Here is a 22,748-nt window from a genome sequence, read left to right as displayed (position 1 = left end):
GCACTGACCCGGCGTATACAAGCCAATCCTCGCGCAGGTCACGGAAAGGTCTCGTCCAAGGTGCTGACTAGGTCGGCGGGATGTGGCTAACATCACGCAAGCGCGGCGATGTTGCCGCGAGGTCACGCGGAGGTGCGACGTGCTGCCAGGACGGGGACGAAACGGCCGTGCCGCGAGGCCTGCGCGCATCCTGGGCAACCGGACCGCGTGGACGGCCGTCGGTGACGGAGAGTTCTTCTGTCCCGGCTGCGGAGGCGACCGCAACTACCAGCGGCTGACCGGCCGGCGCCGGTTCACCCTGCTGGGCGTACCGGTGCTGCCGCGCGGTGAGACCGGGCCCGTGGTGGAGTGCGCGGCCTGCCGCCGGCACTTCGGCACCGACGTCCTGGACCACCCCACCACCACCCGCTTCTCCGCGATGCTCCGCGACGCCGTCCACACCGTCGCCCTCGCCGTCCTCGCCGCGGGCGGCTCCTGTGCCCGTACGGCCCTGGAGACCGCCGCCTGCGCGGTCCGCGCGGCCGGTTTCGACGACTGCACCGAGGAGCAGCTGGACGCCCTGGTCGAGGCCCTGGCCGCCGACACCGGCCGCGTCCTGGGCGAACCCTGCGGAGCGGGCCTGGCCATAGAGCTGCACGAGGCCCTGGACCCCCTCGCCCCGCACCTGGCCCCCGCCGGCCGCGAGTCGATCCTCCTCCAGGGCGCCCGCATCGCCCTCGCGGACGGCCCGTACACCCCCGCCGAGCGGGAAGTCCTGAGCACCGTGGGCGCGGCGCTGACGATCTGCGGGGACGACGTGACCCGGCTGCTGGCGGCGGCCCGTACTCCGTCGTAGTACTCCCCGGGGAGTAACGGCGGCTTTCAGCCACCCGCGGAAGTAGCGTCCACCTCGCCCTCGCGCCCGACGAACACGGCCCTTCGCGCCGGGAGTCTGGAGACGACCCAGACACCGCACCGGAGGGGGGCCCGTCTGATGGGGGCCGTAAGGACATCCGTACGACGACGGCGGGGCATTCCCTGGCTCGTGCTCGGGCTGTGGATCGTCGTGCTGGCGATCGCCTCGCCGTTCGCCTCGAAACTCGCCGACGTGCAGCGGGACCGGGCCGTGGACTATCTGCCGGCCGGCGCGGACTCCACGCAGGTCGCCAGGATCCAGGAGCGGCTGCCCGGCGGCGAGACCACGCAGATGATCGTGGTCTACCACCGGGACGGCGGGCTCACGCAGGCCGACAAGGACACGGCCGCCGATCAGATCGCCGAGATCGCCGGGGCGCACCGGCTGACCGGTGAGCCCGCCGGGGTGCCGTCGAAGGACGGCACCACCCTGATGTACCCCGTCGCCAGCAACGAGCCCGGCACCGACGAGAAGGCCCGGGACGAACTCGTCAACGACGTGCGGGACGTCGCCCGGGGCGGCGACGGGCTGAGCGTGGAGGTGGGCGGCGAGGGCGCCCTCGCCACCGACGCCGCCGAGGTCTACAACTCGCTCGACGGGCCCCTGCTCTACACCACCGTCGCCGTGGTGGCGCTGCTGCTGATCGTCATCTACCGCAGCCCGTTCCTCTGGCTGGTGCCGCTCGTCGTCGCCGGGGTCGCCAACTACCTGTCCATGGCCGTCGCCTACGGGCTCAACCAGTGGTTCGGCACGTCCGTGTCCGGCCAGAGCTCCGGGATCATGACGATCCTCGTCTTCGGCGCGGGCACCGACTACGCCCTGCTGCTCGTCGCCCGCTACCGCGAGGAACTGCGCCGCATCGAACGGCCGTACGACGCCATGGCCGCCGCGCTCAGGGGCTGCGGGCCCGCCGTGCTCGCCTCCTCCGGGACCGTCGCCGCCGGACTGCTCTGTCTGCTCGCCGCCGATCTCAACTCCAGCCGGGGCATGGGTCCGCTCGGCACCGTCGGGGTGCTGTGCGCGCTCGTCGCCATGCTGACGCTGCTGCCCGTCGTCCTGGTGCTGCTCGGGCGGCGCGTGTTCTGGCCGCTGATCCCGCGCTACGGCAGCAGCCCCAAGGTCCGCCGGTCGCTGTTCGCCGCGATGGGCAGTTCCGCCGGGCGCCGGCCGGTGACCGTGCTCGTCGGCGGCGCCCTGCTGCTCGGAGCGCTCGCGCTCGGCACGTTCAACCTGCCCGGCAATCTCAAGCAGGAGGACTCCTTCACCAGCAAGCCCGACGCGGTCGCCGCCATGGAGACGCTCGCGGCGGCCTACCCCGAGCGCTCCACCCAGGCCATCACCGTCATCACCCCCGCCGACCGCGCCGCGGCCACCCTCGCCGCCGTCCGCGGCACCGAGGGCGTCGACAGCGCCGCGCCCGGACGTACCGGAGAGGGCTGGACCGAGATCTCCGTGCTCGCCGCCGCGGCACCGCAGTCCGCGGGGGAGACCGCGACCATCGAGGACCTGCGCGACCGGCTCGACGGCTCCTACGTGGGCGGACCGAGCGCCGAGCAGATCGACCTGAAGGACACCAACGCCCGCGACCGGATGATCGTCGTGCCGATCGTGCTGGTGTCCGTGTTCCTCATCCTGGTCGCGCTGCTGCGCTCGATCGTGGCGCCGCTGATCCTGGTGGCGGCCGTGGTCGCCGTGTGGGCCGCCGCCCTCGGCATCGGCGGGCTGGTCTTCGGGCCGGTGTTCGGGTTCGAGGGCACGGATCCGGGGCTCGGACTGCTCTCCTTCGTCTTCCTGGTCGCCCTCGGCGTCGACTACGGCATCTTCCTGATGCACCGGATGCGCGAGGAGTCCCTGAACGGCGCCGAACCCGTCCCGGCCGCGCTGACCGCGCTGCGCACCACGGGCGGTGTCATCGCCTCCGCGGGACTGGTCCTCGCCGCCACCTTCGCGGTGCTCACCAGCATGCCGATGGTGCAGCTCGTCGAGCTGGGCTTCGTCATCGCCGTCGGCGTGCTCCTCGACACCTTCCTGGTCCGCACCTACCTGGTGACCAGCGCCAGCGTCGCCCTGCGCCGCAAGCTGTGGTGGCCGGGCGCCCTGTCCGAGGAGCCCGAGAACCCCGTACCCCCGAAGGAACCGGAGCGGATCACCGCAGCCGCTCACTGACCGACCGGGCGCCCCTCCCTCCCGGAGGGGCGCCCTCGCAGCGGAAGATGACCCCGTGCAGCCAAACACCCCAGCGGCGCGCCCCCGGATCGGCGAGCGGATCATGGCCGCGATCAACCGTGACCCCACCACCGCCCCGCACGGCACCCGCAACGACGCGCTGCTCGCCGCGGTGGCGGCCGGTGCGGCCGTCTGCCTGGCGCTGGTCAGCGACGACGCCCGCCGGCCCGACGCCCTCGGCTGGACGCTCCTGATCGCCGCCCATGTGCCGCTGGTGTGGCGGCGGCGCGGGCCGCTGCTCGTGTTCGCGGCGGTGGTGGCGCTCGTCCTGCCGTACCACGCCCTGGACAACAACCACAGCGCGCCCGTCCCCGCATCGTTCATCGCGCTGTACACCGTCACCGTCACCCAACGCCCCGCCCGCACCCTCCTGGTGACCACCGCCGGCCTCGGCCTCTCCCTGGCCGCGATGCTCACCTTCGGCGAGCACAAGCAGGCCGCCGAACTGCTGCGCATCTACGGCTGGGTCCTCGCCGTCATCTTCGTCGGCATCGACGTGCGCTACTACCGCCAGTACATCGCCGCCATCGTCGAACGGGCCGACCGCGCGGAGCGCACCCGCGAGGAGGAGGCCCGCCGCCGGGTCGCCGAGGAACGCCTGCGCATCGCCCGCGACCTGCACGACCTGCTCGCCCACAGCATCACCCTCATCGGGGTGCAGACCTCCGTCGCCGCCCACGTGCTGGCCGCCGACCCCGAGCGCCTGGACCGGGAGACGGTCGCCAAGGCCCTCGACGACATCGCCGGGACCTGCCGCAGCGCGCGCGGCGAACTGCGCACCACCCTGGAGGTGCTGCGCGAGCCCGGCACGGACGGACGCGGCCCGCTGCCCGGCCTCGACGGACTGCCCGACCTGGTGGCGGCGGCCCGGCTCGCGGGCGCCAAGGTGCAGCAGACGGTACGGGTCCGGCAGGCGCCCCCCGCCGTCGGCGCCGCCGCCTACCGCATCGTGCAGGAGGCGCTCACCAACGCCGTACGGCACGCCGGACCCGAACCGGCCGTCGCCGTCGACCTGCACGAGGAGGACGGCGCCCTGCACCTCGCGGTCAGCGACGACGGCTCCGGGCCGGCCCCCGGGAAGACGCCGGGCTTCGGGCTGGTCGGCATGCGCGAGCGCGCCCGCAGCGTGGGCGGCACCCTCGACGCCGGGCCGTGCCCTGGGGGCGGCTTCCGGGTGACCGCGGTACTGCCCCTCGGCGGAACCCCGTGACCGCCGTACTACCGCTGGGAGCAGCCCCGTGACCGCCGTACTACCGCTGGGAGGAGCCACGTGACCATCCGCGTCCTGCTCGCCGACGACCAGACCCTCGTCCGGGCCGCGTTCGCCATGCTCGTCGAGTCCGCGCCGGACATGGAGGTCGTGGGGCAGGCCGGCACCGGCCGGGAGGCGCTGGAGCTGGCCCGCACCGAGCGGGCCGACCTGGTGGTGATGGACATCCGCATGCCCGACCTCGACGGCATCGAGGCCACCCGGCTGATCGCGGCCGACGAGGACCTGGCCGGGGTGCGGGTGCTGGTGCTGACGACGTACGACACCGACGAGCACATCGTGGAGGCGCTGCGGGCCGGGGCCTCCGGCTTCCTGGTCAAGGACACCCGTCCGGCGGAACTCCTGGACGCGATCCGCACGGTCGCCGCCGGTGAGGCACTGCTGTCGCCGGGCCCCACGGCACGGCTGATCGCGCGATTTCTGCGCAGCCCCTCGACCCCGGCCGTGGGCGGTCCCGAGTGCCTCTCCGAGCGGGAGCGCGGGGTGCTCACACTGGTCGCGCGCGGCCTCAACAACACTGAGATCGCTGAGGCATTGGGGCTCAGCCCGCTCACCGCGAAGACCCACGTGAGCCGCATCATGGGCAAGCTCGGGGCACGTGACCGGGCCCAGCTGGTGATCGTGGCCTACGAGTCGGGTCTGGTGACTCCGGGAACCATGTGACGGACAGGTCAATGCCTGACATTCCGTCAAGGGAGCTCGATGACCCTCCTGACCCGCACACTCCTCGTCACCGCAGTACTCCTCACCCCGCTCACCGCGACCGGCCGGGCCTCGGCGGCCGCCGAATGCACGTCCTCCGTCCCGTACGTCTCGGGGCAGGGCGGCTACGACACGTACCGCATCCCGGCGACGATCACCACCCGCCTGGGCACCCTGCTGGCCTTCGCCGAGGGCCGGCACGACGGCGCGGGCGACACCGGGAACATCGACGTCGTCGTCCGACGCTCCTCCGACGGCGGCTGCACCTGGGGCCCCCTGAGAGTGGTGGCCGCCGGGAACGGCGACACCCGGGGCAACCCGTCGCCGGTGGTGGACCCCCTTACGGGCGCGATCGTCCTGGTCACCTCCTACAACGGCGGCACGGTGACCGAGGGTCAGATCATGCGGGGCGAGGTGACACCGGAGCAGAGCCGCCGGGTCTTCGTCCAGAAGAGCTGGGACGACGGCGTGCGCTTCAGCGCGCCGCGGGACATCACCGATCAGGTGAAGCGGGCGAACTGGCGCTGGTACGCCACCGGCCCCGGACACGCCGTCGCCCTCCGCCACGGCGCGCACCCGGGCCGGCTGGTGGTCCCGTCCAACCACTCGGCCGCCCCGGCGCCCGGTTCCGCCGACTCCGGCCAGGAGCCCAAGTACTACGGCGGCCACGCCATCTACAGCGACGACGGCGGCACCACCTGGCACATCGGTTTCATGGACGACGTCTACGACAACAGCCACAACGCCAACGAGACCGCGGCCGCCGAACTCCCCGACGGCAGGCTCTACTTCAACGCCCGCGACCAGCACGGCGCCGACATCGGCCACCGGATCGACAGCTGGTCGGCGGACGGGGCGCGGACCCTGGCCCGCCCGTACGCGATCCAGCCCACCCTCAACGAGGTGCCGGTGGTGCAGGCGAGCGTCCTGCAACTTCCCGGGTTCGGCGCGCCGTTGCTGTTCTCCGGTCCGTCGGTGCCCACCTCGCGGCAGGCCATGGCGGTGTGGCGCAGCGGCAACGGCGGGGCGACGTTCACCAAGGCGGTGACCCTGTCCCAGCAGCGGGCCGCCTACTCCGACCTGGTCCAGGTCGACCCGGCGACGGTCGGGGTGCTGTACGAGACGGGGGCGAAGAGCCCGTACGAGACGATCGAGTTCCGCCGGCTGCCGGTGGACGCGCTCTAGAGCAGCCCCGCCGCGGCGAGGTGCTTGCCGACCCGTTCGGTCTCCTCGGCGCCGAGCGGCACCTGGGGCTCCGCGGTCGCCGGGCAGTCGATGATCCCGCGCAGATGCAGGGCCGCCTTGAAGGCGCCGAGCGCCGAGGAGCTGCCGCCCATCCGGGTGGGGTCGCCGGTCCGGACCATGCCGAACAGGGCGCACAGCCGCTCCTGTTCGGCCCGGGCCCGGTGCCGGTCGCCGGCCCGGCACAGGCGGTCCAGCCGGACGTAGCCGTGCGGGTCGACGTTGGCGAGGCCGGGCACCGCGCCGTCCGCGCCCAGCGCGAGCGCGGCGTCGACGAGCAGCTCGGAGCCGGTGAGCAGGGTGAAGCCGGTGAGGCCGGGGCGGGCGCGGGCGCCGGTGACGATCTCGCGGAACCCGGCCAGATCGCCGCTGGAGTCCTTGAGCCCGGCCAGCACGCCCTCGGCGGCCAGGTCCAGGACCAGCTCGGCGGGGAGCTTGGTGTGCACGGCGGCCGGGATGTCGTAGGCGAGGACGGGGACCGGGCTCTCGGCGGCGATCAGCCGGTAGTGGCGGGCGATCTCGGCGGGGTGGGTCGCGGTGTAGAACGGCGCCGTCGCCACCACCGCGTCCGCCCCGGCCGCGACCACCTCGCCCACGTGGTCCAGCACCCGGGGGGTCGTCATGTCGATCACCCCGGCCAGCACCGGCAGCCGGCCGCCCACGTGCAGGGCCACCGTCTCCACCACCAGCCGACGCTGGCGGTCCGTCAGGTAGGCCGCCTCGGAGGTCGAGCCGAGCACGAACAGGCCGTGCACTCCGCCGTCCATCAGATGGTCGACCAGCCTGAGCAGCGAGGGGACGTCGACCTCGCGGTCCGGTGTCAGGGGCGTGCAGACGGGCGGGACGACACCGGTGAGCGTGTTCATGAGGGCTCCGTTGCGGGCTGTGCCAGGTCGCGGGTCGACCGGTCCTCCTCGACAGGATGGTGGCAGCGGTACCGGTGCCCCGGGGTGGACGCGTCGGAGAATCCGGGCATCTGCTGTGCGCACAGCTCCGTCGCCTTCCAGCACCTCGTCCGGAAGGGGCAGCCGCTGGGCGGCCGGGTGGCCGAGGGGACCGGTCCGGTCAGCGGGATCGGGTCGACCGGGTCCAGCAGGCCGGGGGTGGCGGAGAACAGGGCGCGGGTGTACGGGTGACAGGAGCGGTCGGTCACCCGGTCGGCCGGGGTCTCCTCCACGATCCGGCCCAGGTACATGGTGATCACGCGGTCGCTCATCCGGCGGACCGTCTGGATGTCGTGCGAGACGAAGACCAGGGACAGGCCCAGGCGCTCCTTGAGGTCGAGCAGGAGGTTGAGGATCTGGGCGCGGACCGACACGTCCAGCGCGCTGGTCGGTTCGTCCGCCACCACCAGGTCCGGGTCGAGGGCGAGGGCGCGGGCGATGGCGACGCGCTGCCGCTGACCGCCGGAGAGCTGGCCGGGAAGGGCGTCGGCGAGGGCCCGGGGCAGACCCACCAGGGCCATCAACTCCCTTACCTGTTCCTCCCGTTCGCGTCGGGTGCCCTCCTCGTGGACGTCCATCGGGTCGCGCAGGATCCGCCGGATGGGCAGGCGCCGGTTCAGGGCGGTCGAGGGGTCCTGGAAGATCATGCCGGTGCTGCGGCCCACGGTCCTGCGCCGCTCGTCCGCCGACATCCTCCACAGGTCACGCCCCCGGAAGGCCACCGTCCCGGCGGTCGGCCGCTCCACCCCCACCAGCACCTTCGCCAGCGTCGACTTCCCGCACCCCGACTCGCCCACGACCCCGACGGTCTCACCGGGCGCCACGGTGAGATCGGCACCGGTCAACGCGTACACCCGGTCCCGCGCGAACAGCCCGCCGCTGCGGGCCTTGTGGACGACGTCGGCGCCGGAGAGTTCGACGATCGCACTCATCTCACGGCCTCCGTCGAGTGTGCTCACTGCACGGCCTCCGTCGGCGCCAGGGCGACCGCCGGGTGGTGGCAGGCGGCCGTGTGGGTGGGGGTGCCCAGCAGGTCGGGCGGGGTGGTGCGGCAGCGTTCCGTCGCCCGGGGGCAGCGGTCGGTGAAGCGGCAGCCTGCGGGGAAGTCCGCGGGGGACGGGACGACGCCCTTGATCTGCGTCATCCGCTCGGCGGCCCCCTCCAGCGACAGCACGCTGCCGAGCAGCCCGCGCGTGTAGTGGTGGGCCGGTGCCTCCACCAGGTCGGCGGTCACCCCGGTCTCGACGACCTGTCCGCCGTACATCACCACCACCCGGTCGGTGACGTCCGCGATCAGGGCCAGGTCGTGCGAGACCAGGATCAGCGCGAAGCCCAGCTCCTCGCGCAGCCGCAGCAGCAGCGCCATGATCTGCGCCTGCACGGTGACGTCCAGCGCGGTCGTCGGCTCGTCGGCGACGATCAGCTGCGGGTCGCGGGACAGGGCCATGGCGATCAGCACGCGCTGGCGCTGGCCGCCGGAGAGCTCGTGCGGGTAGCTGCGCAGGGTGCGTTCCGGGTCGAGGCCGACCAGGGTGAGCAGTTCCCCGGGGCTGCGCCGGCCACCGCGCCGTACGACCTGCTTGAGCTGGGCGCGGATGGTCATCGCCGGGTTCAGGGAGGACAGGGCGTCCTGGTAGACCATCGCCATCTCGTGGCCGAGCAGTCTGCGCCGCGCCCGCATCGGCTCGGCCAGCAGGTCCCGGTGGTGGAAGCGGACCTGGCCGCTGACCCGGGCGCCCCGGGGCTGGAGCCCCATGACGGTCAGCGCGGTGAGCGACTTGCCGCAGCCCGACTCGCCGACCAGGCCCAGCACCTCGCCGGGCTGCACCTCGAAGCTGATGCCGTCGACGATGTCCACGCCCCGGTGACGCCCCTCGAAGCCGATGGCGAGGTTCTCCACGGCCAGCACCGGCTGGGCCCCCGCGGGCAGCGGCCGGGCCCGGGTCCGCAGCCGGCGGGCCGCCTCGGCCAGGCCGGGCAGGGCGACCACCGCGCCACCGCCCGGCTCGGGCGCCTCGACCGGGTCCGCCTCCTTCGGGACCTCCACCTCCCGGGCCGCCGGTGCCGCCCACGCGTCCGAGACGCCCTCGGACAGGATGTTCAGCGAGAGCACGGTGAACAGGATCACCAGGCCCGGGAAGACCGTCGCCCACCAGCCCCCGGTCAGCACCATGTTCTTGCCGTCCGCGATGACACTGCCCCAGGACGGGTCGGGCGGCCGCACCCCCGCGCCGATGAAGGACAGCGACGCCTCGAACACGATGGCCTCGGCGACCTGCACGGTGCAGAAGACCAGCACCGGGGCCGCGCAGTTGACGGCCACGTGCCGCCACACGATGTGCGGGGTGCGGGCGCCGATCACCCGTTCCGCGGTGACGTAGTCCTCGCCGTACTGGTCGACGACGTTGGCGCGCACCACGCGGGCCACCGGCGGGGTGAACAGGAAGGCGATGGCGCAGATCAGGACGGTGATCCCGCCGCCGAACACGGCCACCAGGACGGCCGCGAGGGCGATCCCGGGGAACGCCATCACCACGTCCAGGCAGCGCATCAGCGTCTCGTCGACCGCCTTGCGGGAGGTCGCCGCGACCGCCCCGATCAGCGCGCCCGCCACCAGGGCGAGCCCGGTGGCGCCGAGGCCGATGGCGAGGGACCAGCGGGCCCCGTACATCAGCCGGCTGAGGATGTCCCGGCCCAGGCTGTCCTGGCCCATCCAGTACGCGGTGGAGGGATGCCCGGTGCCGTCGACCGGCGGCTGCTGGTCCAGCGGATCGTACGGGGCCAGCAGCGGCGCGAACACCGCGACGAGGACCACCAGCGCCAGGAAGCAGAGCGCCAGCTTCGACATCAGGGGCAGCCGCCGCCGGCCGCGCAGCCGGATGCCGGGGCGGGAGAGGGCCTCGGTGAGGCTCCTGCGCGTCATGATCATGCGGTCGCATCCCTCAGTCGCGGGTTGACCAGCAGGTAGAGCACGTCGATCACGAGGTTGACGATCACGAAGCCGAACGCCGTGGTCAGCACCACGCCCTGGACGACCGCGGGGTCGCCGTTCTTCACCGCGTCGATCATCAGCTTGCCCATGCCGGGCAGCGAGAAGATCGTCTCGATGACGACCGCGCCGCCCAGCAGGTAGCCCACCCGCAGTCCGAGCACGGTCAGCGGATTGACCAGGGCGTTCCGGAGCACGTTCCGGCCCACCACCACCCGGGGCGGCAGACCGCTGCCGATCGCCGTACGGACGTAGTCCTTGTCCAGTTCCTCCACCACCGAGGTCCGCACGATCCGGGTGAGCTGGGCCGCCACCGGGAGGGACAGGGCGAGCGCGGGCAGCGTCATCGTCTTCAGCCAGCCGGTGAAGGAGTCCGCCGGGTTGATGTAGCCGCCCGCCGGGAACCAGCCCAGGTCGACCGCCAGGTACTGGATCATCAGCAGCGCCAGCCAGAAGCCGGGCGCGGCCACGCCGGTCAGGGAGACGACCCGGATGATCTGGTCCGGCAGCCGGTCGCGGTAGACGGCCGCGGTGACGCCGCCGAACAGCGCCAGCACCATGGCGATGCCGAGGCCGAGGAAGGTGAGCTGCATGGTGAGCGGCAGGGCGGTCAGCACCTGGTCGATCACCTCGCCGCGGGTGAGCGCGCTGATGCCCAGGTCGCCGTGGAGCAGGGCGCCCACGAAGGCGAGGTAGCGCACCGGCATCGGGTCCAGCAGGCCGTTGTCCTCGCGGAACCGGTGCAGTTGCTCGGGGGTGGGGTTCGCCCCCTGGAAGAAGGCGGACGCCGGGTCGACGTCCGAGAAGCGCATCACCACGAAGACGAACAGCACGATGCCGAGCATCAGCGGGACGAGCAGCAGGACACGGCGGAGCAGAATCCGCAGGACCGCGGTCATGCCGCTAGGCCCACTTCGCCTGGAGCACGTTGATGCCGGGGTACGGCTGTGCCCTTATCCCGGCGAGGAGTCCCGCGTTCCAGGCCGTCATCAGCTCGTTGTGGACGACCGGGTAGAGCACGGCCTGCTCGGCGACGACGTCGATGTACTCCTGGATCATCGTCTTCTTCCGCTCCGGATCCGGCTCCTGGGCGGCCCGGTCCATGTCCTTGAAGAGCTGCCGGGCGACCGGGTCGGTGGCCCAGCGGGTGTAGCCCATCCACAGGTTGTCGGGGCCGTAGTTGTAACGCATGATCAGGTCGGCGTCGAGGCCGAACTGGTTGGGGTTCGAGGCGGCGGCGACGACCTGGTAGTCCTGCTTCTGGTCCAGCTTGGTGAACACGGCGGTCGTCTCCTGCGGGGACAGGGTCGTCCGCACGCCGATCGCGTCCCAGGAGGACTTGATGGTCGGCAGGCAGTCCACGATCCAGCTGACGTTCACCGCCAGGATGTCGATCTCCAGCCCGCTGACCCCGGCCTCCTTCAGCAGCGCCTTCGCCCGGTCGGGGTCGTGGTCGTAGACGGTCCTGGCGCGCCGGTAGGCGGGGTTGGCCTCGTTCAGGAAGGAACTCGACGGCTTGCCGTGGCCCTTGAGGGCCACCTCGACCAGCTTCTCGGTGTCGATGGCGTAGTGCAGGGCCTGGCGGACGCGGACGTCGTCGAAGGGGCGCTGCCGGGTGTTGAACATCAGGAACAGGTTGTTCATCCCGGCCCCGCCCCCGACGGTGAGCCCGCTGCTCTGGAGCTGCCCGATGTTGGCGTAGGGGATGTTGTCGGAGATCTGCGCGCCGGCGCCGGCGCCCGAGATGCGGGCCACGCGGGGGGCGGCGTCCACGATGGTCAGCCAGTTCATCTTCTTGAAGGCGGGTCTGCGCGGGCCGTTGTAGGCGGCGAACGCCTCGAAGGTGGTGTGGGACTTCGGGTGGTGCGCGGTCTGCCGGTAGGGCCCCGAACCGATCGCCTTGCCCCGGATGGCGTCGTCCCAGCCGCCGGGCCGGGAGTAGACGTGCTCCGGCATGATCTTGGCGAGGGTGAGCCGTGAAAGCCCCTCCGGGAACGGGAACTTGAGCACCAGCTCCACGCTCCGCGCGTCGACCTTGCGGACCTCCTCCAGCCAGCCGGCGAAGAAGCCCTTGGCGAGGGTCTGGGTCCTCGGGTCGAGGATCCGGTCGAAGACGAACACCACGTCGTCGGCGGTGACCGGCTCGCCGTCGTGGAAGGTCGCGCCCTCGCGCAGGGTGAACCGCCAGGTGGTGGCGTCGGGGTCGGCCGGCACCCGGGTGGCGAGGGCCGCGTACGGCTCACGGGAGATCGGGTCGGTGTCCAGCAGGCCCTCGTAGATGTGGTTGTTGGCGGCCGTGCAGAACGCCGACGCGGTCTGGGTGGGGTCCCAGCTGCCGTCGTTGCCGTAGCCGATGACCGCGGTCAGCGTCCGGTTCGCGCCGCCCGCCCCGCTGCCGGTGTCGATGGTGGACGCGGGCCCCACCGAACAGGCCGACAGGGACGCGGAGGCGGCGGCGCCCAGCGCGCCGGTGTGCTTCAGGAAGGTCCGGCGACCGGGCGCCGGCACGCCGCGGGTCACGTCGTGCACGGTTCCTCCAGGAGGACGGGGTGGGGGGAGGGGAGATGCGACGTCCTAGGTCCTGCCAGTCAGCCGCGACCATAGGAGGGGCGATGGGGACGGTCAAGACATCCCGCGCGGATGGCCTAGACCGGGATAAATCGGACCAGTAGCGCAGTGGGCGCCCGAGGGGGTGCCGACCCCTGTGCGGCACCCCCTCCCGCGCCGCTACGGCAGCGTCTTCTCGTACGACGTGTCCTGGTCGGAGTCGTAGACCAGCGTGCCGTCGGTGTCGTAGCCCTTGATCCGGGGCGCGACGGTGACCTGCTCGTCCAGGACGCCGGAGGCGGCGAACCAGCCGTGGTCCAGGGCCGCCTCGCTGGTGACGCCGCCGTAGGAGACGGTGACCTTCGCGACCGAGGAGGGGTCGACGGTGCCGACCACGCCCCACCGGAAGGGGAGCGCCCAGTCGCCCTTGTCGAGGAACGACTGCTGGTACAGCTTGCCGCCATGACCGGCGAGGAACAGTGGGACGAGCGGGCCCCCGGAGTGCTCCGGCTGCCCTCCGGGCGGCTGATCCGGGGCCGGGCGCTGCGCCGCCCCCTCGCCCCGGACGCGCCGCCGTCGTACGGCGTCTACCTGCTGGGCCGGCGGCCGCCCGAGGTCCCCTGGGAGTCCCGCTGGCTGCGCTGGCCCGACTTCCGGCTCCCGGCCGACCGTGCGGCGGCCCGCGCGGTGCTGGCCGAGGTCTGGCGGCGGGCCGCGGGCGAGCGGGTGGAACTCGCCTGCGGCGGCGGACGCGGCCGTACGGGGACGGCGCTGGCCTGTGTCGCGGTACTGGACGGCGTACCGGCCGGGGAGGCCGTCGCGTACGTCCGCCGCCACTACGACCCGCGGGCGGTGGAGACGCCGTGGCAGCGGCGGTACGTACGGCGGTTCGGCTGAGCGGTGCCGGGGCCTCAGTCGCAGTGGACGTCCCGGGCGGGCCGCTCACCGGTGGCCAGGAAGCGGGAGACCAGCCGGTCGCCGCACTCGGTGCCGTTGGCGAGGTAGGCGTCGTGGCCGGTGGCGTCGTTGACCACCATGACCGCCCGCTCGCCGAGCGCCTCGCGCAACTTCCTCGCGCCGCCGAGCGGGGTGGCCGGGTCACGCTCGTTCTGGATGAGCAGGATGTTGGACGGACCGCGGTCGGTGATCCGCACCGCCGGCTCCTTCTGCGGGAACGGCCAGGCCGCGCAGAGCATGGCGTTGCGCGGCATGCCCGCCGTCAGCGGGTACTTCGCGCGGCTCTCGGTGACGCCCTTCTGGTACACGGCGGCGTCCGTCGGCCACGCGGAGTCGTTGCAGATGCTCCCGGCGCCGACGCCGAGGTAGTTCTGCAGCACCTCCTCGGGCGGGGACGGCGGCGCGGGCGGCACCTCGCCCCTCTCCGCGGCCCGGATCAGCCGCGCGAGGCCGGGGAAGTCGTCCGGGTCGTACATGGCCGAGAGCATGGCCTGGCGCAGTTCGTTGCCGTCCAGCACCGGCGGGTTGGCGCCGGGCCGGGGCAGCGGCTCGCGGTCCAGCCGGGCGGCCAGGGCCAGGAACCGCGCACGCACCTCCTCGGGAGTACGGGCCACCCGGTCCGGGTTGCCGGGCCGGGACGCCCACCTGGCGAACGCGGGGAAGACGTCCTCCACGCCCTGCTCGAACGCGGCCAGCCAGGCCCGCACCACCCGGTCGGGATCGGGGTTGTTGTTGCTGTCCAGCACGAACCTGTCGGTGCGGTGCGGGAACAGCTGGGCGTAGACGGCGCCGACATAGGTGCCGTACGACACGCCCCACGCGGACACCTTCCGCTCACCGAGCGCGGCCCGGACGCGGTCGAGGTCGCGGGCCTGGTTGGCGGTGCTGATGTGCCGGATCAGCTCGCCGCCGTTCTCGGCGCAGGCGGCGGAGACGCGCCGGGCGGTGGCCATGTTCTCGGTGACGGAGCCGTCGACGGCGGGCCAGGGCCGCAGCTTGGAGGCGGCGAGGTCGCCGTACTCCACGTCGCAGCCGACGGCGGTGGACGGGGCCATCCCGCGCGGGGCGAACCCGATCAGGTCGTAGGCGTCCCGCACCTTCTGCGGGAGCCGTTGGCCCTTGCCCGACGGGTCGCCGAGGCTGTCGCCGCCGGGGCCGCCGGGGATCAACAGCAGGGCGCCCCGGCGGGCCGCGGGATTCTCGCTGGGGATACGGGAGATGACGATGTCGATCGTCCGGCCGCCGGGGTCGGAGTAGTCCATCGGAACCGGGACGGTCGCGCACCGCTGCCGTGGATCGAGCCCGTCCCCCTCGCACGCGCTCCACTCCAGCGCCTCGGCACGGCCGCCGCCGCCGTCGAAGGCGCCGGCCGGTACGGCGAGACCGAGGACGACCGCGGTCGCGGCGATCAGGGCTGCACTTCTCGTGATCTGCTGCATGCACAGCAGCCTGGCGGATCGTGACGGCACGTCACATCCGGGTAACGGCCCTGTGTTCCCGGGGGATTACCCCCATCTCCGGGCTCGGGGTGACCCCTCCGGGTCACAGGTTCAGCGTCATCACCAGTCGGTCCTCGCCGGGCCCGAAGTAGTCCTCGCGCACGCCCTCCTGCGACGAGAACCCGATCGACCGGTACAGCATGATCGCGGCGGCGTTGGTCGGCTCGACCGTCAGCCCGACCTCGCGCACGCCCTCGGTGCGCAGCCGGCGCAGCACCTCCAGCATCAGCCGCCGGCCGAGCCCCCGGCCGCGCTGGTCCCGGGTGACGCCCAGGCTCATGATCCAGCCCCGGCGGCCGTCCGAGGTGGTCGGGAAGAGGACGTAGCCGTGCAGCCGCTCGCCGTCGTCCAGGACCAGCAGACGGTCGCCGTGGACGTCGTACAACTGCCGCAGGATGAAGTAGGGGTAGGGCTCCTCGGGGAACGCCTCGCGGTCGACGCGGACGAGCTCGGGCAGGTCGGCCTCGGTGACGCCTCTCATCGTCAGGGGCCGGTCGATGAACGCCCGGTCGCGGAGGAGCGCATGGCCGGTGCGGCCGCCGCGCGAAGGGAAACGTTCCTCTGGAAGAACCGCCATGCCGCCCCCCTGCGGGTCCGGGTCAATTGCGCGTTGACACCCGTACGGGTGGTACGAGCGAGACGCGAGGGGTCTGCCTTTCGGGTGTGTTCGGCAGAGTTCCGACCATCTTGCGGGGGACGACAGGGCCGTTCAAGGCCGGATCAGGTCGCGGGAATCCATTCGCCCCCATGCGCCCCGCGTGCGCCCCACCGGGGGTCGTTGTTCTGCCGGATTGGTGCAAGGGGGATCCGTGGTGCTCCCGCCGTTGGTACCGTTGATGAATGACCTTGCGCTCCTCGGGGGATGCCCAGCTGAATGCGGATGTGTCCTGGGCGGCATTCGACCCGATCGCCTATGTGGATCACAACTACCGCGACTTGCAGGCGGAAGACGCGGAGATCCTTTCCATCATCAGGGATCATTTCGGCGATCATTTTCCGAACCGTGGTGTCCGACCTGTTTCGGGAATCGACGTCGGCGCCGGCGCCAATCTCTACCCCGCGCTCGCCATGCTGCCCTGGTGCGACGAGATCACGCTCTTCGAGCGCTCGTCCGCCAACGTCCGCTACCTCAGGTCCCAGGTGGACTCCTACGACGGGAACTGGGACCAGTTCTGGCGCGTGCTGTGCAAGAACGACGCCTACGGCGCCCTGGACATGGACCCGCGGGCCCGCTTCCGGGACGTCGCCCGGGTGGCCGAGGGCAACCTCTTCGAGCTGGTGCGGCACGAGGGCCGGTGGTCGATGGGGACGATGTTCTTCGTCGCCGAGTCGATGACCTCCTCCCACGAGGAGTTCGACCGGGGCGTCGAGTGCTTCCTGCGCGCCCTGGCCCCCGGGGCGCCCTTTGCCGCGGCCTTCATGGAGCATTCCAAGGGCTATCACGCGGGTGCGCATTTCTTCCCCGCCTGCGATGTGGGGGAGTCGGAGGTGTCCGCCAGTCTGGAGCGGTTCTCCGACGATTTCACGAGCGTCCGTCTGAAATCCTCGGCCGCGGTGCGGGACGGGTATTCCGGAATGATCGTCGCCTATGGCCGGCGGAATTCGGATTCCCGGATTCCGCCGTTGGGTGACTGAAAAACAGCGGAGGGGTTTTTCCTCCATTCCTGGCAGTGCGGCCTGTGTGAGGGGCATGGGATGCAGATCAAGCCACGCCAGCATCTGCTGGACATCTGGCAGGCGCTCGGTCGCCACTCGTTCGAAGCGGGGGAGTGGAACTGGGGCGAGTACGGCGGTGAGAGCAGCGTCGCCGACGCGGAGCGGCTGCTCTGCCTCTTCTACCCGGCCACCGAGATTCCCGCGTTCCGGCTGGACGATCCGGACACCACCCAGGACGACGTCCAGCAGGTGCTGAAGAAGGCCGGCGGGCGCCTGGACATCCCCGCCAACCTCGTCACGGCCGCCGCCGAGTTCATGCGCACCCACACCGGCGAGGACAAGCGGCCCACGTTCGCCGGGGGCTACTACTTCGGCGCCCGCGACCCGTCCGAGGAACTCACCGAGGAACAGCGCCGGCTCGGCGTCGTCGACTCCTACTCGATGTCGATCACCCTGTGCCTGGCCACCCTCGGCTTCCTCAAGGTCTACGAGAACAAGACCCGGCGCACCGACATCAAGGAGACCATCGCCGAACTGCGCTCCGCCACCAGCAGCCGGCTCACCGCCGCCATGGTCAGCCTGCTGCGCTCCTTCACCGTCAACGTCTTCGACACCGACTCCTCCCAGGGCCAGACCCTGTGCGAACTCCTCGGCCAGGGGCGGATGTCGCAGCGCCAGGTGCTGAAGAAGTTCCAGGACCGCTTCCGCCCGCTGCGGGCCGCGATCGTCGAGAGCCTCCAGCTCGGTATCGACGTCCAGGAAGGCCTGAAGGACGAGAGCCAGCTCTTCGAGTGCGGCTGGGCCTGGACCCTGGTGAAGGACGCCCCCGAGGTCGAGACCGACGAACCCATCGGACCGCAGCCCGAGGGCACCGCCAACGCCGTGCCCTACCTGTACTTCACCGTCGTGGCCCTCGACGGCATCCAGGACCTGTTCTCCGACCGCACCCTCACCCTCGGCCTGCTCAACACCGAGCAGCAACGGCTCGCCGAGGCGCTCCGCCTGCGCTGGGAGCTCACCCAGCAGTACTGGTCCCGGATCGCCCGCTTCGACGCCGACCGCTGGCCCCTGGAGGACATCCCCTGGCGTACGACGGGACAGAAGCTGGAGTCCGAGTACTTCTCCCTCTCCGTCGCCGCCATCCTCGTGCACGACCTGATGCGCCGCCGGGCCACCGACGAGGACCTCAACCGCACGGTCACCATCATGGAGCGCCTCGCCGAACGCGGCCGCATCACCAGCCGGATGACGGTGGACGACCCCATGGTCCACGCCCTGCACAACGTCGGCGTCGCCCTGCCCCTGCAAGGCAGCGACCGGCTCGGGCCGCTGATGACCTGGTCCATGAGCGACTTCTCCGCGCAGCTGCTGAAGCGGACCGTCCAACTGTGCACGCTCTCCCGCAACCTGACCGCGCACGACCGGCTGCTCGGGCTCGCCGAGGCCATCTTCGACCACATGTGGCGCCGCCGGATCCGCGACGGCGAGGGCGCGGGACTCTGGGACAACGTCCACGCCGCCTACCCCGAGGCCGACATCCTCAAGCGGCGCGTCCCGGTGTCCTGGAGCATCACCGAGCGCGTCACCGAAGTGATGGTGCAGGCCCACCAGATGTACCAGCAGCCCCCGATCCGCAGCCTCGAACTGATCGAGCTGGCCAAGGCGCTGCTCTCCGAGGCCGCCCATCTCCTCGGCAACGAACAGATGGAGCCCGCCCCCAAGGACGACGGCCGGCACGGCATGCAGCTGCGCCAGATCGAGGTCAAGCTGCGCCGCGCCCGGCTCCTCGTCGACGAACAGCCCGGCACCGCCTACTCGCTGGCCCTCGACGTCCTCGGGCAGCTCGACGCCCTCGGCCGGGCGCGCGAAGCCGCGGCCCAGGGAGTGTGACCCGGTGCTGATCTTCGCCGCCTCCGACAAAGGAGGCACCGGGCGCTCGGTGACCAGCGCCAACCTCGCCTACCACCGGGCGCTGGCCGGGGACGACGTCTGCTACCTGGACTTCGACTTCGGCTCGCCCACCGCCTCCGCCGTCTTCGACGTGCCCGACGCCCGCCAGGCCGCCGAGGACCGCGGACTGCACTCCTACCTGGTGGGCGAGGTCGGCGAACCCGTCCGGGTCGACGTCTGGGCGGACACCGAGCACCGGGTGCTGCGCAACCGGCCGCCCGGCTCGGGCCGGCTGGTGCTGATGCCGGGCGACCTCAGCGGCGGCGAGTTCGCCACCGACGACGACAACCTCCGGCGCTGCGTGGATCTGCTGCTGCGGCTCAACTCCGAGTTCGACCTGATCGTCGTCGACCTCAGCGCGGGCCGCTCCTACGCCGTCGACATGGCCCTGGAAGCCACCTCGGTGCCCGAGATGCGGGGCGTCGAGGCGCGCTGGCTGATCTTCCACCGCTGGACCCGGCAGCATGTGGCGGCCGCCGCGGGACTGGTCTTCGGCAAGCGGGGCATCGTCGCCGGCGGGGTCGCCCGCGGCCACGACGAGGACGCGCTGCGCGGCTCCATCCGGTTCGTACGGGCCGCCGTGCCCGATCCCTCGTCGGCGCTGTGGTCGCAGGTCTCGGCGACCCAGTCGGCGTGGATGCGCGAGTGCGACCGGGACCTCAAGCAGCTCGCCTCCTCGCACGGCATCGGCTACAGCCAGGTCCTGGGCGCCGTACCGCTGGAACCGGTGCTCCAGTGGCGGGAGCAGCTGATCACCGACGAGGACGTGCTCGACAGCCAGATCGCCAACATGGAGACCTGGCAGGCGCTGAGCGACCTGGCCGGCCGGCTCACCGACGACAAGTACTGGGAGCAGGCATGAGCGATGTCGTCTTCCGGGAGACCAGCGCCGAGCCGCGCACCCAGGCCGTACCGCTGTCCCATCTCTCCCTCGAACTCGGCCACCTCTACATGGAGGACTTCGAGGCCGGGCCCAAGCGGCTCGGCGAGCACTTCGCCGAGGTGCGGATCTGGGTGGAGGCCGCCCGCGCCTCCGCCGCCCGCCGGGCCGGCGCGAACCGGCCGCGGATCAGCACCTGCTTCCTCGTCGACGACTACTTCAGCCGCTTCTCCACCCCGGCCGAACTCCTCCCCCTGATCCTCAAGGAGGCCGAGGAGGCCGGGCTCACCATCGACTACCTGGCCCGCGAGTCCGGCTGCGCGGTCGCCGGCCGCGTCGACCTCGCCGAGTCCGTGATGCACCGCCTCGTCGAGTCGCCGCCGCCCGGCTCCTCCGGGTCCCGCCCGCCGGTCAGCCGCACCGGCTGGCTCGCCAACGGCCAGCGCAGCCCCGGCCGGGGCGCCGCCCTCGCCGAGGTCACCGCCTGGCAGCCGCCCCAGGAGACGGCCGCCCGCAACCACTCCGTCTTCATGGACGTCGAGCTGTGGTCCGACAAGGACGGCCGGCGCCTGTGGTCCTGCCCCTTCCTGGCCGCCGTCTGGCAACTGGCCCGGCTCGGCCTCCTGCGCCACCTCGGCGAACCGGTGCTGACCCCGAAGCCCTGGGACGGCACCGGCTTCCCGCACGACTGGGACCGGCTGCCGCCGCTGCTCCAGCTGAACCCGGACGCCGACCCGTTCAGCGCCTACCGCACCTGCACCCTGATGCCCAACCGCTTCCTCGCCGTCGAGGACGCCGTCCGGCTGGTCCTGGACCAGATAGACGTCGACGCCCGGGCGCTGGAACAGGTCGACCGGCGCTCGCGCGGCGAACAGGTCGAGGTCCCCGCCGCGGTCGCCCAGCGCGCCTCCTACGTCTTCTACGAGGAGCCCGCCGAGCCCGCCCCCGAAGGGGCCTGAGATGGCGGCCCCCGGACCGTCGGCACGTCCGGTCCTCGTCTGCGGCGAGGTGCGCACCGGTCTGCTGCCGTCCTTCCAGGCGCTGGACGGCCGGGCCGCGGCACAGCTGCTCAGGCTGCGCGCCGACGAACCCGTCCGGGTCTCCGAGCGGCCCAATCTGTACGTCCGCTCGCCCGAGGTGCTGACCGGCGTGGACTGCCGGCTGCCCACCTCCAACGGCGCCCGGGTGCGGGCCGTCGGCACGGTGGCCGCCCGCGCCGCGCTCACCGAGGGCCGGGTGCTCCAGGCGACCGCCTGGTTCAGCGCCCCGGCCACCGGTCCCGATCTGCGCCGGCCGTGGGGGCAGTACCTGGTCCGGCCCGGGCTCGTCGAGCCGTTCGGGAAGCTGCCCGAGCAGGCCACCGCGGAGGGCGTGCTGCGCGGCGCCGGGCGGGGCGAGCTGGACCTCGGGGCGATCGCCGAGGGGCTGCTGGCCCAGCTGGCGCGCCATCCCCTGCTCGACCACAAGGCGCCCTTCAAGTCCCGCCGTACCCACCTGCGGTGGACCGCGCGGCGGGCCCCGGACGCCGAGGGCCCGGCGCTGACCCGTTTCACGCTGGCCGAGGACGGGCTGCGGACGATGGAGCTGCGGCTGCCGGCGGACACCCCGGCGAGCGCGGCGGCCGGACTGTGCGAGGACCTCGCGCTGCACGACTGGCTGCTGACGACCGTCGTGCGGCTGCTGGACAGCAGTCGGCTCGGCGCGGCGGACGGGCCCGCGGCCGTGCTCGCGCTGCGGCCGGCCGTCGATCATCTGCTGCACCTGTGGATGCCGCGCGCCCATGTGGACCGCGCGCTGGGCCATCTCTGGGACGAGCTGGAACGAGAGCCGGGGTTCACCCGGCAGTGGCAGAGCCTCGTCCAGCGGATCCGTGACCAACTGGCCGTACAGACCATTCCGTTGCTGCACCAGGCGCTGAGTACGCGCTGAGGGGCGGCCCGAACGACACACCCGACGGGGGAGCGACATGAACGGAGCGACGACGGGGGACGTGAGGACGGCACCACCGCCCGAGGAGGAACGCCGGTCGAAACTGTTCCGCAAGACGCTGGTCACCGTGTTACTGGCGACCGGGACGTTCGTCCTGACCAACGTCCTGAGCCCGGACGCGAGTGAGCAGTGGCAGTGGACGATGCCCGTGGTGGTCGGCAGCGCCGTGCTGATCATGCAGTACCTGGTCGATTTCGGTGAGCGGCTGGAAGCCGTGGAGGAGGCCCAGACGCGCCGGATCCGGGGGATGCGGGACAGTCTCGCCGACCATCACCGGGAGATGCGGTCGGCGGTCGACGAGAGCTTCGCCAAGATCAACGCGGCGACCGAGCTGTTCAGCCAGGTCGACCGCTCGGTCCTGCGCTCCGACGGGGTGACGCGGCTGGCCCGCAAGTACACCCAGGTCGGCGAGCACGGCTCGGAGATCGTGAAGCGGTTCGCGCAGGAGGAGATCGCCAGTCTCGCGCTGCTGATGGAGAGCCTCAGCAACGGCACCGCGGACTGCCCCGGCGAGAACCACGAGTGGCTGATCGACCTGACCGCGTGCACCAAGAAGACGCTCTACGCCACCAGCACCTCCGTCGACCGGGACTTCTGGTCCAGTGGCCCCGGCAAGCGGTACCTGGTCGCGCAGGGCGACGCGATCAGGAAGCGGGGCGTGGAGATACGGCGGCTGTTCCTCGTCGACGGCCCCGACGAGATCACGGAGGCGCTGCGCAAGCTGTGCGAGCGGCAGCGCAGGTACGGCATCGACGCGCGGATCGTCGACCAGTCCGAGCTGGACAACGCGCCGGTGACCTCGGTGAACGACTTCATCATCTTCGACGGTGAGCTCTGCTACGAGATCGAGCCCGATGTGCGGGCCGCGCCCACCAAGACCACGCTGAAGATGACGCCGGGCCATGTGGCGGAGCGCATCGAACGATTCGACACTCTGTGGGAGGCCAGCAGCGCCGACTGAGGCAGCGGGGACAGCGGGGGCAGCGGGGAAGGAATGACAGC

General features: G+C 72.1%; 20 protein-coding genes. 12 read left to right on the top strand and 8 right to left on the bottom strand.

The annotated features are described in order from the left end of the window. The first annotated feature begins 139 nt into the window (after positions 1–139). The 5 genes from ACWD1Z_RS28970 to ACWD1Z_RS28950 all read left to right on the top strand — a co-directional run bounded on the left by ACWD1Z_RS28970 (position 140) and on the right by ACWD1Z_RS28950 (position 6,278). Entirely contained in the window at positions 140–835 is a 696-nt protein-coding gene (locus ACWD1Z_RS28970; protein ID WP_389416111.1) for a tellurite resistance TerB family protein, read from the top strand. A 138-nt stretch (positions 836–973) separates the two neighbouring features. Beyond that, positions 974–3,061, top strand: a complete 2,088-nt coding sequence (locus ACWD1Z_RS28965; RefSeq protein WP_451122532.1) for an MMPL family transporter — start codon at positions 974–976, stop codon at positions 3,059–3,061. A gap of 103 nt (positions 3,062–3,164) precedes the next feature. Further along, entirely contained in the window at positions 3,165–4,331 is a 1,167-nt protein-coding gene (locus ACWD1Z_RS28960; RefSeq protein ID WP_451122631.1) for a sensor histidine kinase, read from the top strand. A 60-nt stretch (positions 4,332–4,391) separates the two neighbouring features. Beyond that, positions 4,392–5,054: a response regulator gene (locus tag ACWD1Z_RS28955; protein WP_451122531.1), complete on the top strand. Its 663-nt coding sequence runs from the start codon at positions 4,392–4,394 to the stop codon at positions 5,052–5,054. A gap of 39 nt (positions 5,055–5,093) precedes the next feature. After that, positions 5,094–6,278 carry a sialidase family protein gene (locus ACWD1Z_RS28950; RefSeq protein ID WP_451122530.1) on the top strand — a complete coding sequence of 395 codons (1,185 nt, stop codon included), beginning with the start codon at positions 5,094–5,096 and terminating at the stop codon, positions 6,276–6,278. Here ACWD1Z_RS28950 and ACWD1Z_RS28945 read toward each other — a convergent pair. From ACWD1Z_RS28945 to ACWD1Z_RS28920, 6 genes are all read right to left on the bottom strand, one after another. Beyond that, positions 6,275–7,201: a dihydrodipicolinate synthase family protein gene (locus ACWD1Z_RS28945; protein WP_451122529.1), complete on the bottom strand. Its 927-nt coding sequence runs from the start codon at positions 7,199–7,201 to the stop codon at positions 6,275–6,277. The two genes, ACWD1Z_RS28950 and ACWD1Z_RS28945, sit on opposite strands and share 4 nt — an antisense overlap. After that, positions 7,198–8,211, bottom strand: coding sequence for an oligopeptide/dipeptide ABC transporter ATP-binding protein (locus ACWD1Z_RS28940; RefSeq protein ID WP_451122528.1), 1,014 nt, complete (start codon positions 8,209–8,211; stop codon positions 7,198–7,200). The genes ACWD1Z_RS28945 and ACWD1Z_RS28940 overlap by 4 nt, the downstream gene beginning before the upstream one ends. Positions 8,212–8,234: 23 nt before the next feature. Then, on the bottom strand, positions 8,235–10,208 hold the full coding sequence (locus ACWD1Z_RS28935) for a dipeptide/oligopeptide/nickel ABC transporter permease/ATP-binding protein (protein WP_451122527.1): 1,974 nt from the start codon (positions 10,206–10,208) through the stop codon (positions 8,235–8,237). After that, positions 10,205–11,167 carry an ABC transporter permease gene (locus ACWD1Z_RS28930; protein ID WP_451122526.1) on the bottom strand — a complete coding sequence of 321 codons (963 nt, stop codon included), beginning with the start codon at positions 11,165–11,167 and terminating at the stop codon, positions 10,205–10,207. The genes ACWD1Z_RS28935 and ACWD1Z_RS28930 overlap by 4 nt, the downstream gene beginning before the upstream one ends. 4 nt (positions 11,168–11,171) lie before the next feature. Next, positions 11,172–12,797 (bottom strand): ABC transporter substrate-binding protein, encoded by a 1,626-nt coding sequence (locus ACWD1Z_RS28925; protein WP_451122525.1) that lies wholly within the window; start codon positions 12,795–12,797, stop codon positions 11,172–11,174. A gap of 198 nt (positions 12,798–12,995) precedes the next feature. Continuing rightward, on the bottom strand, positions 12,996–13,211 hold the full coding sequence (locus tag ACWD1Z_RS28920; protein ID WP_451122524.1) for a hypothetical protein: 216 nt from the start codon (positions 13,209–13,211) through the stop codon (positions 12,996–12,998). Between the two features lie 66 nt (positions 13,212–13,277). On the opposite strand from ACWD1Z_RS28920, the gene ACWD1Z_RS28915 reads away from it, so the two are divergent. Then, positions 13,278–13,712: a protein-tyrosine phosphatase family protein gene (locus ACWD1Z_RS28915; RefSeq protein WP_451122523.1), complete on the top strand. Its 435-nt coding sequence runs from the start codon at positions 13,278–13,280 to the stop codon at positions 13,710–13,712. A 14-nt stretch (positions 13,713–13,726) separates the two neighbouring features. On the opposite strand, the gene ACWD1Z_RS28910 is transcribed toward ACWD1Z_RS28915, so the two are convergent. After that, positions 13,727–15,211 carry an alpha/beta hydrolase gene (locus tag ACWD1Z_RS28910; protein WP_451122522.1) on the bottom strand — a complete coding sequence of 495 codons (1,485 nt, stop codon included), beginning with the start codon at positions 15,209–15,211 and terminating at the stop codon, positions 13,727–13,729. 103 nt (positions 15,212–15,314) lie between these two features. Further along, entirely contained in the window at positions 15,315–15,848 is a 534-nt protein-coding gene (locus tag ACWD1Z_RS28905; protein ID WP_451122521.1) for a GNAT family N-acetyltransferase, read from the bottom strand. A gap of 263 nt (positions 15,849–16,111) precedes the next feature. Between ACWD1Z_RS28905 and ACWD1Z_RS28900 the strand changes: the two genes are divergently transcribed. From ACWD1Z_RS28900 to ACWD1Z_RS28875, 6 genes are read left to right on the top strand one after another with little or no spacing between them, the layout of a single operon-like run. Further along, positions 16,112–16,906 (top strand): SCO2525 family SAM-dependent methyltransferase, encoded by a 795-nt coding sequence (locus ACWD1Z_RS28900; RefSeq protein WP_451122520.1) that lies wholly within the window; start codon positions 16,112–16,114, stop codon positions 16,904–16,906. A gap of 60 nt (positions 16,907–16,966) precedes the next feature. Then, complete coding sequence (locus ACWD1Z_RS28895; RefSeq protein ID WP_451122519.1) at positions 16,967–18,817, top strand: SCO2524 family protein; 1,851 nt, start codon at positions 16,967–16,969, stop codon at positions 18,815–18,817. Positions 18,818–18,821: 4 nt separating this feature from the next. After that, complete coding sequence (locus ACWD1Z_RS28890) at positions 18,822–19,739, top strand: SCO2523 family variant P-loop protein (RefSeq protein WP_451122518.1); 918 nt, start codon at positions 18,822–18,824, stop codon at positions 19,737–19,739. Continuing rightward, the gene (locus ACWD1Z_RS28885) at positions 19,736–20,716 is read left to right on the top strand and encodes an SCO2522 family protein (protein WP_451122517.1); all 981 of its coding nucleotides are present in this window, start codon (positions 19,736–19,738) and stop codon (positions 20,714–20,716) included. Before ACWD1Z_RS28890 ends, ACWD1Z_RS28885 begins: the two co-directional genes overlap by 4 nt. Before the next feature lies 1 nt (position 20,717). Continuing rightward, a complete protein-coding gene (locus ACWD1Z_RS28880; protein WP_451122516.1) occupies positions 20,718–21,686 on the top strand; it encodes an SCO2521 family protein in 969 nt (322 codons plus the stop codon). 37 nt (positions 21,687–21,723) lie between these two features. Beyond that, positions 21,724–22,707, top strand: a complete 984-nt coding sequence (locus tag ACWD1Z_RS28875) for a DUF6879 family protein (protein WP_451122515.1) — start codon at positions 21,724–21,726, stop codon at positions 22,705–22,707. The last annotated feature ends 41 nt before the right edge of the window (positions 22,708–22,748 follow it).

The organism is Streptomyces sp. NPDC002784 (assembly GCF_053592135.1).
The sequence above is the reverse complement of the archived record's forward strand: the minus strand, read 5'-3'. Positions and strand labels throughout refer to the sequence as shown.

Bases quoted from the DNA above. Each gene is read 5' to 3' on its own strand.
- ACWD1Z_RS28945 (WP_451122529.1), bottom strand. From the start codon at position 7,201: ATGAACACGCTCACCGGTGTCGTCCCGCCCGTCTGCACGCCCCTGACA.
- ACWD1Z_RS28950 (WP_451122530.1), top strand. From the start codon at position 5,094: ATGACCCTCCTGACCCGCACACTCCTCGTCACCGCAGTACTCCTCACC.
- ACWD1Z_RS28880 (WP_451122516.1), top strand. From the start codon at position 20,718: ATGGCGGCCCCCGGACCGTCGGCACGTCCGGTCCTCGTCTGCGGCGAG.
- ACWD1Z_RS28935 (WP_451122527.1), bottom strand. From the start codon at position 10,208: ATGATCATGACGCGCAGGAGCCTCACCGAGGCCCTCTCCCGCCCCGGC.
- ACWD1Z_RS28960 (WP_451122631.1), top strand. From the start codon at position 3,165: ATGGCCGCGATCAACCGTGACCCCACCACCGCCCCGCACGGCACCCGC.
- ACWD1Z_RS28885 (WP_451122517.1), top strand. From the start codon at position 19,736: ATGAGCGATGTCGTCTTCCGGGAGACCAGCGCCGAGCCGCGCACCCAG.
- ACWD1Z_RS28875 (WP_451122515.1), top strand. From the start codon at position 21,724: ATGAACGGAGCGACGACGGGGGACGTGAGGACGGCACCACCGCCCGAG.
- ACWD1Z_RS28905 (WP_451122521.1), bottom strand. From the start codon at position 15,848: ATGGCGGTTCTTCCAGAGGAACGTTTCCCTTCGCGCGGCGGCCGCACC.
- ACWD1Z_RS28900 (WP_451122520.1), top strand. From the start codon at position 16,112: ATGACCTTGCGCTCCTCGGGGGATGCCCAGCTGAATGCGGATGTGTCC.
- ACWD1Z_RS28940 (WP_451122528.1), bottom strand. From the start codon at position 8,211: ATGAGTGCGATCGTCGAACTCTCCGGCGCCGACGTCGTCCACAAGGCC.
- ACWD1Z_RS28910 (WP_451122522.1), bottom strand. From the start codon at position 15,211: ATGCAGCAGATCACGAGAAGTGCAGCCCTGATCGCCGCGACCGCGGTC.
- ACWD1Z_RS28895 (WP_451122519.1), top strand. From the start codon at position 16,967: ATGCAGATCAAGCCACGCCAGCATCTGCTGGACATCTGGCAGGCGCTC.
- ACWD1Z_RS28965 (WP_451122532.1), top strand. From the start codon at position 974: ATGGGGGCCGTAAGGACATCCGTACGACGACGGCGGGGCATTCCCTGG.
- ACWD1Z_RS28930 (WP_451122526.1), bottom strand. From the start codon at position 11,167: ATGACCGCGGTCCTGCGGATTCTGCTCCGCCGTGTCCTGCTGCTCGTC.
- ACWD1Z_RS28915 (WP_451122523.1), top strand. From the start codon at position 13,278: ATGACCGGCGAGGAACAGTGGGACGAGCGGGCCCCCGGAGTGCTCCGG.